Raw genomic sequence first — 15,928 nt, 5'->3', positions numbered from 1 at the left:
CGCTCAATAGTCGTAGACGTGCTCTACCTTGCCGCCATCCCGCTGGATGGCGCGGATCGCAGGCAGCAGTTTGTGTACTTTCGTCGAGATCCCAACGCGGCGCCAACCGCGCGGTTCGTCGAGCGGGATGGAGAACAGCTCTTTGCCGAGTGACGCCGTCGACCTTCCAGGCGGCAGCCAGATCGTCAGGAAGATGTCGTCGTTCCCGCTGATCTCGACCAATTCGGCGTTACCGTTAGCGAGCTTGAGTAGCAGGTCGGTAAACTGCGCGTATCGAGGCGCCTCAAGGACCGTAAGTCCGTCGGCGAGATGCCCGGTCACCTTGAAGCGAGGATCCGCGCCCGCAAGCGCTTGCCCATTCCCTTGCACGACGAAGCGTAATGCTCGCTCGTCCCGGCCGAGGCTGGCCCCGGAAGCGAAACCGATCAGCTTCGCGTACCCCGTCTTCACGCCATACTCGCTGCTCAGCGCGAAGCGGCGCTCCCAATGCCGGAACTTGGCCTTGGGCTCGGAAGTGCGCCACAGGTCCGAAAGTGCCTTGCTAAACGGGTATTCGTACCAAGGCGTCTCATGCATGAAAGCGCCGTAGGACTGCTGCACCTTTGCGGCCAACTTATCGTCGGCGCTTTTGTAGCCGCCGATCCACTCCGAGATCCGCCCGATCGTGTTCTCATAAGCCGCCTTGAACAGCAGCTCGGCCGAGAAGCTGGTCCCGATCGTGTAGAGCATCACCTTGGCGTCGGTCTGGGCAGCGCCGGCGGTCGCCCGGTTTACGGCACACAATCCGCGCCAGAACCCTCCAATGTCCCGCAAATAATGGTAGCTGCTCGGCGGCTTCGACTGAAGGTGTCGTCCAAACTCTTCCGCGGAATAAACGATGTGCCATTCAGGGTAGGTCAGCCAGGTCCGGGATTCATCCCGACGCCACTTCGGATCGGCCAAGCGAGCCTGGTAGCCGCCGGTCGACAACCCGTCGATCGGAGCTCGACATCGCGTTTCGGTGACGACGATCGGGACGGCGACCAGCGCGAGGAGGACACCGCCCGTCCAAAGCGTAACTTTCCAGTGGCGTTTCACGCAGTCGCAGGCTCACTGCCAGCGCCGCGACGACGCGCGATCAGATAGCCGACGATGATGGCGAAACCGCCGATGGCGATGTGCGGGATGTTGGCAGCGATGCGGGTCTCCAGCGGCAGGTCCGCCGGCCCGTGCAGGATGATCCCGAGGTCGAGATAGCCCATGCCGGTCAGCAGGCCGCACACGCCGTCCAGGAAGTAGAGCGGCCCGAAGATTCGGAAATAGGTCCGTGTCGCATCGTACGATTTCCAGGCCGCCCAGGCCGCCCAGATGCCCGATCCGAGATGAAGGGCGTCGTCCCACCACTGCAGCTTGAACAGGCCGAACAAATAGCCGTCGTGGTCCATCAGCGGTGGCATGTATCCCAGTGCCGTCACGCCAACGAAAAGCAGGGCATAGGCCCAGCCCATCAGTCGCACGAACTTTTCCATGTTTACCCCCCCAAGTTTGCCCTGGGGAGCAATGTGCCTTCGACTACTGCTTTAGTCGATAGCCTGTGCGGAAGATCCACCAGATCACGCCGGCGCAGGCGAGGAAGAAGGCGAAGGTCGCCGCGAGCGCGGCCGGGAAGGATACGTCAGCCGTCCCGAAGAAGGTCCAGCGGAAACCGTTGATGAGATAGACCACGGGGTTGAACAAGGTGATGGACCGCCACGGCTCCTTGAGCATGTCGATCGAATAGAAGGCGCCGCCGAGGAAGGTGAGAGGCGTGACGATCAGCAGCGGTATAACCTGCAGCTGCTCGAAACCCTTGGCCCAGATACCGACGATGAAGCCGAACAAGCAAAAGGTCGCCGCCACCAGCAGCAGGTAGAGCAGCATGAGCAGCGGGTGCTTCACTTCGACATCGACGAACAAATGCGCGGTCACGAAGATGACGAGGGCGACGATGATCGCCTTGCTCGCGGCCGCGCCGACATAGCCGAGCACCGTTTCCAACGCGGACAGGGGCGCCGACAGGATCTCGTAGATCGTCCCCGTGAACCGCGGCATGTGAATACCGAAGCTCGCGTTGAAGATGCTCTCTGTGAACAGCGAGAGCATCATCAGGCCCGGCACGATGAAGGCCCCGTAGGGAATGCCGTTGATCTCGCTCATTCGGCTTCCGATCGCGGAGCCAAACACGACGAAATAGAGCGAGGTCGTGATCACCGGGACCGCGAGTCCAGTCCAGAGGGTCCGCCGGAAGCGGTGCATCTCGAACTTGTAGATGGCCAGGACGCCGTGGAGGTTCATGCGGCGGCTTTCTGGTGATTGATCAAGCCCACGAAAATGTCCTCCAGGCTCGACTGGTGGGTGTCGAGGTCCTTGAAGGCAATGCCTGCATCCCGCATCGCGCCCAGAAGCGAGGGAATGCCCGTCCGGTCGGCCTTGGCGTCGAACTCGTAGGTCAGCATTCCGCCGTCCTCGCTGAGTTTCAGGTCCCATTCTGCAAGCGCCGCCGGGACAGTCTCCAGCGCTTCCGCGAGCTGCAGGTGCAGGACCTTGCGGCCGAGCTTCTTCATCAACTCGGTCTTCTCCTCGACCAGGATCAGCTCGCCCTTGTTGATGACTCCTACCCGGTCGGCCATCTCCTCAGCCTCCTCGATGTAGTGGGTCGTGAGGATGATGGTGGTGCCGTTCTCGCGGAGGCGGCGGACCATGTTCCACATGTCCCGGCGAAGCTCGACGTCGACGCCGGCCGTCGGCTCGTCCAGGAACAGGATGTCCGGGTCGTGGGCGAGCGCCTTGGCGATCATCACGCGGCGCTTCATGCCGCCGGACAGTTCCTTGAGGATCGTCTTGCGCTTGTCCCATAGCGAAAGCTCGCGGAGGATCTCCTCGATCCGCTTTGGATCGGGACGGCGGCCGAACAGCTCGCGGCTGAAGCTGACCGTGCTGATCAAAGGCTCGAACACGTCCATGGTCAGCTCTTGCGGGACCAGTCCGATCCGTTTGCGCGCCTCGCGATAGTTCCTTTGCCAATTCTTGTCGTCGATCAGCACTTCGCCGGCCGTTGGCGTCACGATGCCGCAGACAATGCTGATCATCGTCGTCTTGCCCGCGCCGTTTGGGCCTAGCAGCGCAAAGATCTCTCCGCGCTGGATGTCGAGGTCGAGTGGCTTCAACGCGTGGGTACCGCTGCCGTACGTCTTCTCGAGGCCGCGAATGGACAGGATCGGATCACTCATTCGACGGGCGTCTCCGCAATGGATTCCGCTTTGCGCTCGGGGTCGAGGCCATGACGGAGCAGCATGGGCATGTTGGCGACCGCAAAAACCAGCGACACGACGGTGACTCCCCAGACCTTGATCGTGAGCCAGGTATCGAAGGTCAGCGTCGCGCGCATGACTTCGTTGGCAACGGCCAGCGCCAGGAAAAAGAGAGCCCAGTTGAGGCTCAGCTTGCGCCAGCCTTCCTCGGTTAACCCCGGGAAAACCGGTCCGAACAGCCACTTCAGCAAGGCCTTGCCGCGCAGTAGCCCGCCGCCCAGCATCGCCGCGAAGCCGAGGTAGATGAAGGTCGGCTTCATCTGGATGAACTTGGGATCGCGAAGATAGAGCGTGATTGCGCCGAAACCGAGGATCAGGGCGGTCGAAATCCAGACCATCGGCGAGACGCGCTTCACTACAAGCAGGCCCACGGCAATCGAGATGATCACCGCCACCATGAAGGCGAGGGTGGCGACCAGAGAGCCTTGCAGCCCCGAGCCCGCCAACTTGTAGGCGACGAAAAACACGATCAGCGGCCCGTAGTCGAGCAGCATGGTCCAGGATGAGCTTTGCTTGGCTTGCTCGCTCATTCAGGCGGCAATCCGGCAATGGCGCGGGCGACGGCCCGCGGGTCGAAGGGGCGGAGATCGTCGGCTGTCTCTCCGACCCCGATGGCATGAATGGGCAAGCCGAACTTTTCCGCGGCCGCCACCAGAACACCGCCTCGCGCGGTGCCATCCAGCTTGGTCATGATCAGTCCGGTCACTCCGGCGGTCTCGCGAAACACCTCGACCTGGGCAAGTGCATTCTGCCCAGTCGTTGCGTCGAGGACGAGCAGGACGTCATGGGGGGCCTCCGGGTTCAGTCGGCCCAGCACGCGCCGGATCTTGGAAAGCTCTTCCATCAGGTGCGACTTGTTCTGGAGCCGGCCGGCCGTGTCGACGATCAGCGCGTCGATGCCCGTGTCTGTCGCTTGCTTGACACCGTCGAAGACGATCCCGGCAGCGTCGCCGCCTTCCTTGCCGGAGATGACCGGAGCACCAATTCGATCGCCCCAGATCTTGAGCTGTTCGATGGCTGCGGCGCGGAAGGTGTCGCCGGCGGCCAGAAGGACGCCGTAATCCTGTTCTTTCAGCCAGTGGGCGAGCTTGCCGATGGTCGTGGTCTTGCCGGAACCGTTAACGCCGATCACCAGGATCACGTGCGGGCGGGGAAAGCCCCACACTTGCAGGGGCTTGGCGACGGGAGCGAGTATCTTTTCAATCTCTTCGGCAAGGATCGAGCGGAGCCCCCGCTCATCCAATTTGTCGAACTTCTGCCGGGCAATCGCCTCTCGAATTCGCTTCGAAGCCTCTGGGCCCAAATCCGAGGCGATCAATGCCTCTTCGATGTCGTCGAGGGTGGATGTGTCGAGGGCGGCACGGCTGGTTAGCCCCGTAAGGTTATCCGCGACCTTTTCCGCAGTCTTCGAAAACCCGCCGCGCAGGCGGTCGAGCCAACTCATGCCCACACCGCCGTCAAGCAATCGCCGTCACGTCCGATGATGTGCGCCTCGCCAATCTCACCGCGAGTCGCGCCGTCGATTTTCACCGGAGCGAAGCCGTCGCTGTGACCCTTGCCATTGTTCTCGATCATCACCGCCTGGTTGGACCCGACCAGACTGCCCAGCCAGCGCGAACGGCGTTCGGCCGCCGCTTCACGGAGCCTCGCCGCGCGCGCTTTCACAAGCTCCCGCTCAAGCTGCGGCATGCGCGCGGCCGGGGTGTCCGGACGAGGGGAGAACGGGAAAACATGGGCCGCGACCACGTCGCAATCCTCAAGCAACTTCAAACTGTTCCGTGCCATTTCCTCGGTTTCTGTTGGGAAGCCGGCGATCAGGTCCGCGCCGATTGTCGCGTCTGACCGTCCGACCTTGATCCGCTCCACGGTCCGCACAGCGTCCACGCGGCTGTGCCGGCGCTTCATCCGCTTCAGGATCATGTCGTCGCCCGCCTGAAGCGACAGGTGGAAGTGCGGCATCAGTCGTGGCTCACCCGCAATCAACTCGAGCAGGGCATCGTCGATCTCGATGCTGTCGAGCGACGACAGGCGCAGGCGGGCGAGAGCCGGGATTTTGCTCAGCAAGCGCTGGCAAAGAGCACCAAGGCCCAAGCCGTCGCGTTCGTAACTGGTGATATCGACGCCGGTGAGGGCGATCTCCTTGGCACCGCGCTCAAGCTCGCGCTCGACTGCATCGCGGATCGCTTCGAAGGGCAGTGACCGGCTCGGCCCGCGCGCCTGCCAGATCGAGCAGAACGTGCAGCGATGGTCGCAACCGTTCTGGATAGCGACGAAACTGCGGACGTGACCCAGAAATCCGGCGGGTACGACCTGTGACGTCTTGACGGCGTTTCGGCGCAAGCTACCGATCTTGTTGTCATTTCCGACGACCCGATCGACTTCCGGCATGTCTGCGAACGACTTCGGGTTAAGCTCGGCCGCACAGCCGGTGACAAGGACTTTTGCGGACGGACGCTGGCGGCGCATCTGGCGGATCGACTGTCGCGTCTGCCGCACCGCCTCGTTCGTAACCGCGCAGCTGTTGACGACCACCCAGTCCTCGTCGGTGGTCGCGAGACGGCGGATGGTCTCGCTCTCCGCGAAGTTCAGTCGGCACCCTAACGTAATCGTCTCGACGCTCACGCGAGCGCCTCCAGGTCGATCTCGCCCTTGAAGACGTAGGTCGCGCTTCCGCGCATGCGGATTGGCTCTCCTTGCGCCCAGGCGATGGTCAGCGAGCCTCCGCGCATTGTCACCTTCACCGGCGACTGCGCGCGCTTCGTGAGAATTGCGGCGACGGCCGTCGCGCTGGCCCCTGTGCCGCAGGCTCGAGTGATCCCCGCACCGCGTTCCCATGTGCGCAGCCGAATACCCTCGGGGTGAACTTCGGCGACGTTGACGTTGATCCGATCCGGAAAGACGGGATCGTGCTCGATCCGTGGACCGAGCTCGTCGAGATCGATGCTATCGGCATTTTCCACGAAGAAGACGACGTGCGGGTTGCCCACGCTCAGCGCGACGGGATTGTGAAGCTCGCCCCAGGCCATCGGCATCGGGTTGGTCGGCATCGCGTAGGTGACCGGGACTTGGTCCCATTCAAAGCGGGGCTCGCCGAGCGAGACTTCGACGTCGCTGCCGTCCTCTTCGCCCGTTACCAGGCCGCCGCCGGTCTCGATCGTCTTCGCATGAGTGAGGGCAACCACGCAGCGGGATGCGTTGCCGCAGCTTTCGACCTCGATCCCATCATGGTTCCAAATTCGCATCTCGAGATCGGCAACACTGGAGGTCTCGAGGACGATCAACTGGTCGCAGCCGATGCCGGTCTTCCGATCGGAGACCGCGCGGGCAAGCGCCTCGTCCATCGACAGCGGCTCTTCGCGCGCATCGAAGATCACGAAGTCGTTCCCGAGGCCGTGCATCTTGTGAAAGGTGCGTGTCATGACTTGCAGCGGCAATTAGGGACGGGCACAGGGCAAGTCCACCAGCCGCGAGTTAGGGAACATGCAAAGAGCCGCCAACGATGTGATGCAGTCGATCCTGTTTTCGGCTGTGCTCGATGCTGTCGCAGCACTGAAGAGCGCCTCCGGCGGTCTTCCGAACCAGCTTCTGCGTGATGTTCAGGCGATCCACCCGAATGTGACGTTCGCCGATCTTCCGAAGGAGTTGCAGGACGCGATCGCGAACAGCACCCGCGCGGCGTTCACGCAGCTGCTGAAGGAAGGCTACGCCGTGGGCCCACGCCAGCAGATGCAGGCGCAGCGTCCGATGGACCGTGTCCCGGAGCGTGACCGCCGCAATCCGAACGATCGCCGTACCGTGCGCCACGGGCAGGGGCGGCGAGGGCCTCCGCGTCCGGAAGGCGACGGCCCCGGCAATGGTCCGCGAGGACCAGGCGGACCGGGCGGGGGCCCTTCGCGCCCGCGCAAGCCCCCAAAAGGCAAGCCGCGGCTGAGTTGATTTCGGCAGGCGCATCCGCTAGGGCGCGCCCGTCTTTTAGACACAACATCGATGATCGCGCCCGAGGGTGCACGCTGGCCGATGAGGTTTCATCCGCCGGCGTATTTTGCGTTTTGCCTCCCTACATGGGGCCGGACATCGATTGGGAGACGTGAATGTTCGATAGTCTGAGCGATCGGCTCGGCAATGTTTTCGACCGGCTTCGTGGGCGCGGTGCGCTTACGGAAGCGGACGTGCGTGCGGCGATGCGCGAGGTGCGCGTTGCGCTGCTCGAGGCCGACGTTGCGCTGCCCGTTGCCCGCGACTTCGTCGACAAGGTCACCGAGAAGGCGGTCGGACAGGAAGTCATTCGCTCGGTCACGCCGGGCCAGATGGTCGTCAAGATCGTCAACGATGCTCTCGTAGAAACGCTTGGCTCAGAAACCGCCGAGCTGAACCTCGATGTCAACCCGCCGGCCGTCATCATGATGGTCGGTCTCCAGGGCTCCGGTAAGACGACCACCACCGCCAAGCTCGCCAAGCGCCTCACGGAGCGCGAGCGCAAGCGCGTCCTTATGGCCTCGCTCGACGTCGCCCGCCCAGCCGCGCAGGAGCAGCTCGCGGTGCTCGGGCGCCAAACAAACGTCGACACCCTCCCGATCGTCGCGGGTCAGCCGCCGGTCGAGATCGCCGCCCGCGCGATCCAGGCCGCGAAGCTTCAGGCCTACGACGTCGTCCTCCTCGACACCGCGGGCCGTCTCCACGTCGACGACGCGCTGATGGGAGAAATGAAGGCCGTAGCCCAGGCGTCGAAGCCCACGGAAACCCTTCTCGTCGTCGACAGCCTGACCGGCCAGGACGCCGTCAATGTCGCCAAGGGTTTCGCTGGCGAAGTCGACCTTACCGGCGTGATCCTGACCCGCATGGACGGCGATGCCCGAGGCGGTGCGGCGCTGTCGATGCGCGCGGTCACTGGCAAGCCGATCAAGTTCGCCGGCGTCGGCGAGGCGCTCGACAAGCTGGAAGCCTTCCACCCGGACCGCGTCGCCGGCCGCATCCTTGGGATGGGCGACGTCGTCAGCCTGGTCGAGCGCGCCGCCGAAACCATCGAGATCGAGGACGCCGAGAAGCTCGCGGCCAAGATGGCCAAGGGCAAGTTCGACCTCGACGACCTTTGGTCACAGCTCAAGCAGATGCAGCGCATGGGCGGCCTCGGCGCGCTTGCCGGCATGATGCCCGGGATGAAGGGCATGAAGGGCGCGATGGACAAGGCGCAGGATTCCAAGGCGCTGGTGCACATGGAGGCGATGCTGTCCTCCATGACCGCGAAGGAGCGGGCCAAGCCGGAAATCGTGAACGCCAAGCGCAAGATCCGCATCGCCAAGGGCAGCGGAACGACCGTTCAGGAAGTGAACAAGCTGCTCAAGATGCACCAGGAAATGTCCACGGTGATGAAGCGGCTGAAAAAGATGGGCGGGCTGGGCAAGCTCGCGGCAATGTTTGGAGGCGGCGGGGGCCTAGGGGGTCTCGCCGGTGCTGGCGGAATGCCTGGCCTTGGTGGTGGCGGAAGTCCCGCACTTCCGGGCCTCGGCGGCAATCACCCGTTCAACCTGCCTCCCGGTTTCGACAAGTTTGGCAAGAAATAACAGAAATTTAGAAGAAGGATTGAAGACATGGCAGTAGCAATTCGCCTCGCACGTGGCGGGTCCAAGAAGCGCCCCTATTACCGCATTGTCGTGGCGAACAGCCGCAACGCGCGTGACGGCCGCTTCATCGAGAAGGTCGGCACCTACAACCCGCTGCTGGCGAAGGATTCGCCGGAGCGCGTGAAGCTGGACGCCGATCGCATTTCGCATTGGCTGTCGGTCGGCGCGCAGCCGTCGGACCGCGTCCTCCGCTTCCTCGATGCCGCCGGCATCAAGGAGCGTCCGGCCCGCAACAACCCGAAGAAGGCGGAACCGGGCGAGAAGGCCAAGGAGCGCGTCGAAGAGCGTGCGAAGCGCGCTGCAGACGCTGAAGCCGCTGCCGCGGAGGCCGCTGCTGCTCCGGCCGAAGAGCCGGCCGCTGAAGAGGTCACCGAGGCTCCGGCTGAGGAAGTGGTCGCCGAGGAAGCTGCTGCTGAAGCTCCGGCTGCTGAGGAAGCTGAGGCCCCGGCCGAAGAAGCTCCGGCTGAAGCCGAAGCCGCCGCTGAAGAGGCTCCGGTCGCTGAATCGTCGTCCGAGCCGGCCGAAGGTTCGGTCGAAGATGCTCCGGCCGAAGGTGCCGAGACGCCGGAACAGCCGGTTGCCGAAGCTGAGGGCGTTTCGAGCGAAGAGCCTGCCGAAGGCGCCGCCGAGGACACCGAGAAGGCCGAGTAACGGACAAGATGACCGACAAGCGCGTCGCACTCGCCGCAGTGGCCGGCGCGCATGGCGTGAAGGGCGAGGTTCGGCTGAAGCTGTTTTCCGACAGCGCAGCCAGCCTCGCCCAACATCAGAATGTCTACGTAGGCGGTGCCCAGCGCCGCCTTCTTTTTGCTCGCGACGGCGGCAAGACCGCGATCGCGCGCTTCGAAGGCGTCGCGGACCGATCTGCAGCCGAAGCCCTTCGTGGATCGCTCATCGAGGTGGATCGCTCTGCGCTGCCGCCGCTCGAAGAGGGTGAATACTACCACGCCGACATCGTCGGGCTGCCTTGCGTCGATCGCGACGGGAAGCCGGTCGGCACGGTTGCCACGGTCGAGAACTTCGGCGCGGGGGATTTGCTCGAGATCGAGTTTCCCAACGGCAAACGCTCGCTGATCCCGTTTCGCGATGGCGTCGCCGACCTGGAGGACGGCCGCATCGTCCTCGATCCGGAATTCCTAGCGTAACAGCGGCTGCTCTTTAGCCAGATCGTTGCGGATCGTCGTCGCCGCGACGCCGCCTTCACCCATCGCATGGCTGATCTGGTCGAGCCCGATCACCACGTCTCCCGCCGCATAGAGTCCCGGCACGCTCGTGCGCTGCCGCGCGTCCACGCCGATGCATCCCTGCTCGCTGAGCCTCGCTCCGAGCTGCTCGGCAAGCTGCGTGTGCGTGTCGGATCCCAGCGCCGGATAAACGCTGTCGAAGGTGTAATGCCCCTCGGCGGTGTCGACGACGATGCACTTGTCCGAAATGGCCACCGCCTGAGCAGGCCCGTCCACGCATTCGATGCCCGCGTCCTTCAGTCGTAACTTGTCTTCTTCCGTGACCTTCAGCGCCGTGTCGGGCGCGATGAGCGTCACGTGAGGCGTGTAGCTGCGGAGGAATATGGCCTCCGCGACTCCCCGGCTGTCGCTGCCGATCACGCCGACGTTCTTGTCGGTGACCTCGAACCCGTCGCAGATCGGGCAGTAGCGAATCAGGCCACGCTGAAGCGCCTCGTCATGAAGCTCCTCATCCATCGGCGGCCGCCGGTTCTTCACGCCGGTTGCTAGCAGCACCGTCTTCGTCTCGACCGAGCCAGATCCCCACGTCGCGCAGAAGCCATTTTCGGTCTGGTCGAGCCGGGTCACATAGTCCCGCTCGATCCGCGCACCGTAGCGCTGCGCCTGCTCGCGCATCAGCCGGACGAGTTCCTTGCCGCTGATCCCGTCCGGATAGCCGGCATGGTTGTGGGTACACGGAATGCTTTCCGCACGCCCCTTGCCGTCGTCCACCACCAGGATGTCGAGGTGGAAGCGCGCGAGGTAGATCGCGGCGGTCAATCCAGCGGGTCCGCCGCCGACGATCAAGCAGTGAAGTGGTTCAGCCATTCGTGGCCCAATGGATTGCCGCAACTACGGTTCCAGACTAGCCCGCGCGCATGCCGTTCGCCGCGACCGTCCTGACCCTTTATCCGGAGATGTTTCCGGGTCCGCTCGGCGTCAGCCTCGCAGGCAAGGCGCTGGGTGAGGGCACCTGGTCGCTCGATACGGTGCAGATCCGCGACTTCGCCACCGACAAGCACCGCAGCGTCGACGATACGCCGGCGGGCGGTGGGGCAGGGATGGTGCTGAAGCCCGACGTGCTCGCCGCCGCCGTCGACAGCGTTGCCGACGGCCGCCCGATCCTCGCGCTCACCCCTCGCGGCAGACCGCTCAGCCAGGAACGCGTCCGCGAACTGGCAGCCGGCGAGGGGGTCATTCTCCTCTGCGGCCGCTTCGAGGGATTCGACGAGCGAATCTTCGAGGCCCGCGATATCGAACCCGTCTCGATCGGCGATTACGTCCTCTCGGGCGGAGAGCTTGGAGCGATGGTCATCCTCGATGCTTGCGTGAGACTGCTTCCCGGGGTAATGGGCGCGGCCTCCAGCGGTGAGGAGGAGAGCTTCGAAGCGGGGCTACTCGAATATCCGCACTATACCCGACCAGTAACATGGGAAGGACGCACGATCCCCGAAGTGCTGCGGTCGGGGGATCATGCGAAGATTGCGGCGTGGAGACACGCAAAGGCAGTCGAAGATACACGGCTAAGGCGGCCGGACCTGATCGAGCGCCACGGGGGCGCATCGCAGGCACCGCCCTCTGGCGCGCAGCGTGAAGATAGAGCGAGTAAGAAATGAACCTGATCGAGACTCTTGAGCGCGAAGCCATTGAAGCGCTGACCGCCGACAAGAAGGTCCCCGAATTCCGCCCTGGCGATACCCTCCGCGTTGGCGTGAAGGTCGTCGAAGGCGACCGCAGCCGCGTCCAGGCGTTCGAAGGCGTTTGCATCGCCCGTTCGAACAAGGGCGTCGGTTCCAGCTTCACCGTCCGCAAGATCAGCTTCGGCGAAGGCGTCGAGCGCGTCTTCCCGCTCTATTCGCCGTCGATCGATTCGATCGAGGTCGTTCGCCGCGGTGCAGTCCGCCGTGCGAAGCTCTACTATCTGCGTGGCCGTCGCGGTAAGTCGGCGCGCATCGCCGAGCGTCGCGACCCGCGCCGCGAAGCCGCCAAGGCGGAATCGACCGAAGCCTAAGGTTCAGTCGCGGCGCGACTTGATCGCGCTGCGATCGACCAGCTTCGTGTAGAGGTGCCAGGTCGCGTAGCCGAGCCACGGCAACACGACCGCCAGTCCCACGAATAGTGGGATCGACCCGAGCACCAGCAGTGCCGCGACGATGATCCCCCAGCGGAGCATCACGCCCGGGTTCTCCCGGACGGCGCGCCATGACGTCGAGACGGCTTCCGATGCGCTGATGTCGCAATCGACCAGCATCGGCAGCGAGACGACGCTGAGGCCCAGGACGAGGGCGGAGAAGGCGAGGCCGATCGCATTACCGATGACGATCAGCGCCCAGCCTTCCGGCGTCGTGAACACCCGGCTGACGAAGGCGCCAATCGAATCCGGCTCCCACCAGCCGAACAGTGCGATGTAGAGCGCGCTGGCGACAAATATCCAGGCGACGAAAATCCCCAGGAGCAACGCAGCCACGGCGCTGATCTCGTCGATTCCCGGGCGCTTGCGGACGTCGAGAAAGTGCTGCCAGTTCGAATGGAGGCCGCTCTCTCGCCGCCTCGCCATCTCGTAGAACCCGAGCGCGGCGATTGGACCGAGAAGTCCGACCCCGGCGACGATCGGAAAGAGCAGGGGCAGCAAGGCGCCGCCCATGATCGCGGTCGCTGCGACCAAGCCAACCAGCACGTAGATCAGCCCGACGAAGATCAGGTCGCCGCGCATCTCCATGAAGTCGGCCCAACCCTCACGCAAAGCCGCATTCGCGTCGGCGAATGTGATCCTCCGGACCGGGATGCTGGCCTTGGAGGGCTTGGAAGAGGAAATGGTTGTCGCGGGCACGGAGACCTCCCTTCACACTGAGGGCGCGTCTCGCGAGCTGCCGCGGGGCGCGTCGCTTGGGCGACTCTCATACCAAAAAATTGGGATCCCGACACTTGGTGAATCCACGCGGGTGCACTAGGTGCGATCCCGAAACGGAGACTGAAGAATGGGCTATCGGGTCGCAGTTGTCGGAGCGACAGGAAACGTCGGGCGGGAGATGCTCAATATCCTTGCGGAGCGGCAGTTTCCGCTGGACGAGATTGCAGCGGTGGCTTCGCCGCGCTCGACGGGCGACATCATCGACTTCGGCGACAGCGGGCAGGAGCTCAAGGTCAAGAACCTCGAGCATTTCGACTTCAGCGGTTGGGACATTGCCCTGTTCGCCGCCGGATCGGACGTCAGCAAAGTGCACGCGCCGCGCGCGGCGCAGGCCGGCTGCACGGTCATCGACAACAGCTCGCTCTATCGGATGGATCCGGACGTTCCGCTGATCGTGCCCGAAGTGAATGCCGAGGCGATCGTCGGCTACACCAGGAAAAACATCATCGCGAACCCGAACTGTTCCACCGCCCAGCTGGTGGTGGCGCTGAAGCCGCTGCACGACGCTGCCCGCATCAAGCGCGTGGTCGTCGCCACTTACCAGTCGGTGTCGGGCGCCGGGAAGCAGGGCATGGATGAGCTGTTCGAGCAGTCCCGCAACATTTTCGTCGGCGATGCCAACGAGCCGGTGAAGTTCACCAAGCAAATCGCTTTCAACGTCATCCCGCACATCGACACCTTCCTCGACGACGGCTCGACCAAGGAAGAGTGGAAGATGGTCGTCGAGACGAAGAAGATCCTCGGCCCGTCGATCAAGCTGACCGCGACTTGCGTCCGTGTGCCCGTGTTTGTCGGCCATTCAGAGGCGGTGAACATCGAGTTCGAGAACGAGATTTCCGCCGACGAAGCGCGCAACATCCTGCGCGAGGCGCCGGGGGTGATGGTCGTCGATAAGCGAGAGGATGGCGGCTACGTCACGCCGATCGAATGCGTCGGCGAATATGCGACCTACGTCTCCCGGATCCGCGAGGATTCGACGGTCGAGAATGGCCTCAGCCTGTGGGTGGTCAGCGACAACCTCCGCAAGGGCGCGGCGCTGAACGCTGTGCAGATCGCCGAGCTGCTCGGTCGCAAGCACCTGCAAAAGGCGGCGTAGACACCTTCGTCATCGCGAGGAGTGCAGCGACGTGGCGATCCAGCTGGATTGCTTCGCTATGCTCGCAATGACAATTGCTAAGGCTGGTCACCCCAATAGCGCAGCAGGTTCGCCTGGATTAGCTGCATCCGGCTGAAATTCTCCGGCGCCATCTTCAGTCCTTCGAGCGCGGCAACCTCATTCAGCTCGAACAGCATGTGCCGCCGAAACGGGTCCTTCACGCGGCTCTGGATGAAGGTGATCGCAACAAGCCGTTCGCCCTTCGTCACTTCTTCGACTTCGTGCAGCGTATCCGAAGGATAGACGATCGCCTGGCCGGGATTGAGCTTGAAGCAGATGCTGGCGTCAGCCAGTCGCACGTGAAGCGATCCGCCCTCGTAATCGCCAGGGTCGTTCAAGAAGACCGTGCAGCTGAGGTCGCTGCGGACGGTGCCGTGTGGCAGCTTGAGGTAGGCGGCGTCGGCATGCGCGCCGTAGTGCATGCCCGGCTTGTACCGTGTCAGCAGGGGCGGAGCGATTTGCGCCGGGAAGGCGAACTCGTGGAACTCTTCGCTCCGTAGCAACGCATCGGCCACGATCTTTGCGCTGCGCTGGTATGCGCCTTGCTCGTGGAGCTGCTCGTTCTGCTTCGCCGTGTTGTGCGGGTTGCTGATCTTGCCGTGCACGAAGGTCGCCGAAGCCGCGATCTGGCGGCATTCCGCCACCTCTTGCGGTGTCAGGATATCCAGGACCCGATACATTCAGCTCTCCGCCTGCGCCCGGTCGAGGGCCTTTCGAAGCAATGGCGCTGTTTCGGACGCCGCGTCGAGCATGGCAAGCGCGCTGTCGATATCGGCGCGATGCGTTCGCCCGGCTTCAGCAAGCAGCTCTCGGCGCAGCTCAGGGCTGTACTCGTACTGCGTGGCCTTGGAATAGCGACGGGTCAGCGGTCCCGTAGCGATTTCCTCCAGTCGCTTCTTGCTGGCGTCGAAGCCGAAAAACTCGGCCATCCAGGTCAGCGAGCCCCGCATGTCCTCGAGCACTGTGTCGAAATCGGCCCACCGCACCTCAGCATTCGAGACGGTCTGCAGGGCAACCATTTCCGATGCCCAGGCCGCCGCGGCCAGGTCTGCTTCGTGTCGCGGCGGCGGTAGTTGGACCCCTCGGTTCGCGAGTCTGGCCATCCGCTGCTCCGCGCGGCCTGCGAGTTCCTTCCGCGAATTCTCGCCGGCGAGAATTCCCGGAATGAAGGACTTCGGAGTCGTGTAGAGAAACAGGGCCTTCCCGTTGTCCGGGATCAGCTCCGCCGCAATTTCGCTAACGAAGCTGGTCGCCTTGATGAGGGCTGCTCCATCCGGCGTGAACGAGCGCGAGAACAGTGCCTGGACCAGCGGGATGAAGCGGGCCCGGACCTCCGCCGGGAAGAACGTCAGGTCCCGAAGTGCCCGCGGCTCGCGGACGGACAGGACCCCCTCGATCTCGCCGAGCAGTCTGGCGATCAAGGTCGAGCCGACATGGCTGATGTGAAAGATCCAGCGGGCGTCTCGTCGCGGATTTGACGGCGCCGATCCGAGCACACTGGCCCACGGCACGAGATGCGTGATCCTCGGCCGCTGCTGAAACATGCGATCGTCGAGGAAACTGGCCTCACGGTAGTCGTCGGGCGTCATCTCGACGAGCCGGACAAGCCCTGCGCGCGGATCGACCGCCTGCGCGAGCCAGGTCGCGTCCTTCCAGATCTCTTGCGCGCTTGGCCCGCTGGACATGCC

At 63.8% G+C, this 15,928-nt stretch carries 18 protein-coding genes and 1 pseudogene; 7 read left to right on the top strand and 12 right to left on the bottom strand.

The window, feature by feature from the left end; translation table 11 throughout:
* Nucleotides 1-3: 3 nt before the first annotated feature.
* From ABD928_RS01335 to dapF, 8 genes are read right to left on the bottom strand one after another with little or no spacing between them, the layout of a single operon-like run.
* Nucleotides 4-1,077, bottom strand: coding sequence for a hypothetical protein (locus ABD928_RS01335; protein WP_187714142.1), 1,074 nt, complete (start codon nucleotides 1,075-1,077; stop codon nucleotides 4-6).
* Nucleotides 1,074-1,508 (bottom strand): DUF4383 domain-containing protein, encoded by a 435-nt coding sequence (locus ABD928_RS01330; RefSeq protein WP_187714141.1) that lies wholly within the window; start codon nucleotides 1,506-1,508, stop codon nucleotides 1,074-1,076. Before ABD928_RS01330 ends, ABD928_RS01335 begins: the two co-directional genes overlap by 4 nt.
* A gap of 43 nt (nucleotides 1,509-1,551) precedes the next feature.
* Complete coding sequence (locus ABD928_RS01325) at nucleotides 1,552-2,313, bottom strand: ABC transporter permease (RefSeq protein ID WP_345165346.1); 762 nt, start codon at nucleotides 2,311-2,313, stop codon at nucleotides 1,552-1,554.
* Nucleotides 2,310-3,248, bottom strand: a complete 939-nt coding sequence (locus ABD928_RS01320; protein WP_187714140.1) for an ABC transporter ATP-binding protein — start codon at nucleotides 3,246-3,248, stop codon at nucleotides 2,310-2,312. The genes ABD928_RS01325 and ABD928_RS01320 overlap by 4 nt, the downstream gene beginning before the upstream one ends.
* Nucleotides 3,245-3,859 carry an inner membrane-spanning protein YciB gene (locus ABD928_RS01315; protein ID WP_345165343.1) on the bottom strand — a complete coding sequence of 205 codons (615 nt, stop codon included), beginning with the start codon at nucleotides 3,857-3,859 and terminating at the stop codon, nucleotides 3,245-3,247. Before ABD928_RS01315 ends, ABD928_RS01320 begins: the two co-directional genes overlap by 4 nt.
* Entirely contained in the window at nucleotides 3,856-4,773 is a 918-nt protein-coding gene (gene ftsY / locus ABD928_RS01310; RefSeq protein WP_345165341.1) for a signal recognition particle-docking protein FtsY, read from the bottom strand. The genes ABD928_RS01315 and ftsY overlap by 4 nt, the downstream gene beginning before the upstream one ends.
* Nucleotides 4,770-5,951 (bottom strand): tRNA (N(6)-L-threonylcarbamoyladenosine(37)-C(2))-methylthiotransferase MtaB, encoded by a 1,182-nt coding sequence (mtaB, locus tag ABD928_RS01305; protein WP_345165339.1) that lies wholly within the window; start codon nucleotides 5,949-5,951, stop codon nucleotides 4,770-4,772. The genes ftsY and mtaB overlap by 4 nt, the downstream gene beginning before the upstream one ends.
* Nucleotides 5,948-6,748 (bottom strand): diaminopimelate epimerase, encoded by an 801-nt coding sequence (dapF, locus tag ABD928_RS01300; RefSeq protein ID WP_345165337.1) that lies wholly within the window; start codon nucleotides 6,746-6,748, stop codon nucleotides 5,948-5,950. The genes mtaB and dapF overlap by 4 nt, the downstream gene beginning before the upstream one ends.
* A 61-nt stretch (nucleotides 6,749-6,809) precedes the next feature.
* Here dapF and ABD928_RS01295 point away from each other — a divergent pair, with 61 nt between their 5' ends.
* The 4 genes and pseudogenes from ABD928_RS01295 to rimM all read left to right on the top strand — a co-directional run bounded on the left by ABD928_RS01295 (nucleotide 6,810) and on the right by rimM (nucleotide 10,095).
* Nucleotides 6,810-7,265, top strand: a complete 456-nt coding sequence (locus ABD928_RS01295; RefSeq protein ID WP_345165335.1) for a hypothetical protein — start codon at nucleotides 6,810-6,812, stop codon at nucleotides 7,263-7,265.
* 155 nt (nucleotides 7,266-7,420) lie between these two features.
* Nucleotides 7,421-8,890 (top strand): signal recognition particle protein, encoded by a 1,470-nt coding sequence (gene ffh / locus ABD928_RS01290; RefSeq protein ID WP_187714137.1) that lies wholly within the window; start codon nucleotides 7,421-7,423, stop codon nucleotides 8,888-8,890.
* Nucleotides 8,891-8,917: 27 nt separating this feature from the next.
* Nucleotides 8,918-9,358: pseudogene (rpsP, locus tag ABD928_RS01285) on the top strand (30S ribosomal protein S16); the annotation flags it as partial.
* Nucleotides 9,359-9,609: 251 nt separating this feature from the next.
* Complete coding sequence (rimM, locus tag ABD928_RS01280; RefSeq protein ID WP_187714135.1) at nucleotides 9,610-10,095, top strand: ribosome maturation factor RimM; 486 nt, start codon at nucleotides 9,610-9,612, stop codon at nucleotides 10,093-10,095.
* Here the strand turns inward: rimM and ABD928_RS01275 are convergent.
* Entirely contained in the window at nucleotides 10,087-11,001 is a 915-nt protein-coding gene (locus ABD928_RS01275) for an NAD(P)/FAD-dependent oxidoreductase (protein WP_187714134.1), read from the bottom strand. The genes rimM and ABD928_RS01275 overlap by 9 nt on opposite strands.
* Before the next feature lie 50 nt (nucleotides 11,002-11,051).
* Between ABD928_RS01275 and trmD the strand changes: the two genes are divergently transcribed.
* Nucleotides 11,052-11,789 carry a tRNA (guanosine(37)-N1)-methyltransferase TrmD gene (gene trmD, locus ABD928_RS01270; RefSeq protein ID WP_187714133.1) on the top strand — a complete coding sequence of 246 codons (738 nt, stop codon included), beginning with the start codon at nucleotides 11,052-11,054 and terminating at the stop codon, nucleotides 11,787-11,789.
* Nucleotides 11,786-12,184: a 50S ribosomal protein L19 gene (rplS, locus tag ABD928_RS01265; protein ID WP_345165327.1), complete on the top strand. Its 399-nt coding sequence runs from the start codon at nucleotides 11,786-11,788 to the stop codon at nucleotides 12,182-12,184. The genes trmD and rplS overlap by 4 nt, the downstream gene beginning before the upstream one ends.
* Nucleotides 12,185-12,187: 3 nt before the next feature.
* Here rplS and ABD928_RS01260 read toward each other — a convergent pair whose 3' ends face one another.
* Complete coding sequence (locus ABD928_RS01260; RefSeq protein ID WP_223276180.1) at nucleotides 12,188-13,003, bottom strand: DUF2189 domain-containing protein; 816 nt, start codon at nucleotides 13,001-13,003, stop codon at nucleotides 12,188-12,190.
* 148 nt (nucleotides 13,004-13,151) lie between these two features.
* Here ABD928_RS01260 and ABD928_RS01255 point away from each other — a divergent pair, with 148 nt between their 5' ends.
* Nucleotides 13,152-14,180, top strand: coding sequence for an aspartate-semialdehyde dehydrogenase (locus tag ABD928_RS01255; RefSeq protein ID WP_187714132.1), 1,029 nt, complete (start codon nucleotides 13,152-13,154; stop codon nucleotides 14,178-14,180).
* Between the two features lie 77 nt (nucleotides 14,181-14,257).
* Here ABD928_RS01255 and ABD928_RS01250 read toward each other — a convergent pair whose 3' ends face one another.
* Entirely contained in the window at nucleotides 14,258-14,920 is a 663-nt protein-coding gene (locus ABD928_RS01250; protein WP_187714131.1) for a Fe2+-dependent dioxygenase, read from the bottom strand.
* Nucleotides 14,921-15,925 carry a hypothetical protein gene (locus ABD928_RS01245; RefSeq protein ID WP_187714130.1) on the bottom strand — a complete coding sequence of 335 codons (1,005 nt, stop codon included), beginning with the start codon at nucleotides 15,923-15,925 and terminating at the stop codon, nucleotides 14,921-14,923.
* Nucleotides 15,926-15,928 lie beyond the last annotated feature (3 nt).

Origin of the sequence: Sphingomonas daechungensis, from assembly GCF_039543105.1 — a bacterium.
Classification (GTDB): domain Bacteria; phylum Pseudomonadota; class Alphaproteobacteria; order Sphingomonadales; family Sphingomonadaceae; genus Sphingomicrobium; species Sphingomicrobium daechungense.
The sequence above is the reverse complement of the archived record's forward strand: the minus strand, read 5'-3'. Positions and strand labels throughout refer to the sequence as shown.

Bases quoted from the DNA above. Each gene is read 5' to 3' on its own strand.
- ABD928_RS01330 (WP_187714141.1), bottom strand. From the start codon at position 1,508: ATGGAAAAGTTCGTGCGACTGATGGGCTGGGCCTATGCCCTGCTTTTC.
- ABD928_RS01325 (WP_345165346.1), bottom strand. From the start codon at position 2,313: ATGAACCTCCACGGCGTCCTGGCCATCTACAAGTTCGAGATGCACCGC.
- ABD928_RS01320 (WP_187714140.1), bottom strand. From the start codon at position 3,248: ATGAGTGATCCGATCCTGTCCATTCGCGGCCTCGAGAAGACGTACGGC.
- ABD928_RS01315 (WP_345165343.1), bottom strand. From the start codon at position 3,859: ATGAGCGAGCAAGCCAAGCAAAGCTCATCCTGGACCATGCTGCTCGAC.
- ftsY (WP_345165341.1), bottom strand. From the start codon at position 4,773: ATGAGTTGGCTCGACCGCCTGCGCGGCGGGTTTTCGAAGACTGCGGAA.
- dapF (WP_345165337.1), bottom strand. From the start codon at position 6,748: ATGACACGCACCTTTCACAAGATGCACGGCCTCGGGAACGACTTCGTG.
- ABD928_RS01295 (WP_345165335.1), top strand. From the start codon at position 6,810: ATGCAAAGAGCCGCCAACGATGTGATGCAGTCGATCCTGTTTTCGGCT.
- ffh (WP_187714137.1), top strand. From the start codon at position 7,421: ATGTTCGATAGTCTGAGCGATCGGCTCGGCAATGTTTTCGACCGGCTT.
- rimM (WP_187714135.1), top strand. From the start codon at position 9,610: ATGACCGACAAGCGCGTCGCACTCGCCGCAGTGGCCGGCGCGCATGGC.
- ABD928_RS01275 (WP_187714134.1), bottom strand. From the start codon at position 11,001: ATGGCTGAACCACTTCACTGCTTGATCGTCGGCGGCGGACCCGCTGGA.
- trmD (WP_187714133.1), top strand. From the start codon at position 11,052: ATGCCGTTCGCCGCGACCGTCCTGACCCTTTATCCGGAGATGTTTCCG.
- rplS (WP_345165327.1), top strand. From the start codon at position 11,786: ATGAACCTGATCGAGACTCTTGAGCGCGAAGCCATTGAAGCGCTGACC.
- ABD928_RS01255 (WP_187714132.1), top strand. From the start codon at position 13,152: ATGGGCTATCGGGTCGCAGTTGTCGGAGCGACAGGAAACGTCGGGCGG.
- ABD928_RS01250 (WP_187714131.1), bottom strand. From the start codon at position 14,920: ATGTATCGGGTCCTGGATATCCTGACACCGCAAGAGGTGGCGGAATGC.
- ABD928_RS01245 (WP_187714130.1), bottom strand. From the start codon at position 15,925: ATGTCCAGCGGGCCAAGCGCGCAAGAGATCTGGAAGGACGCGACCTGG.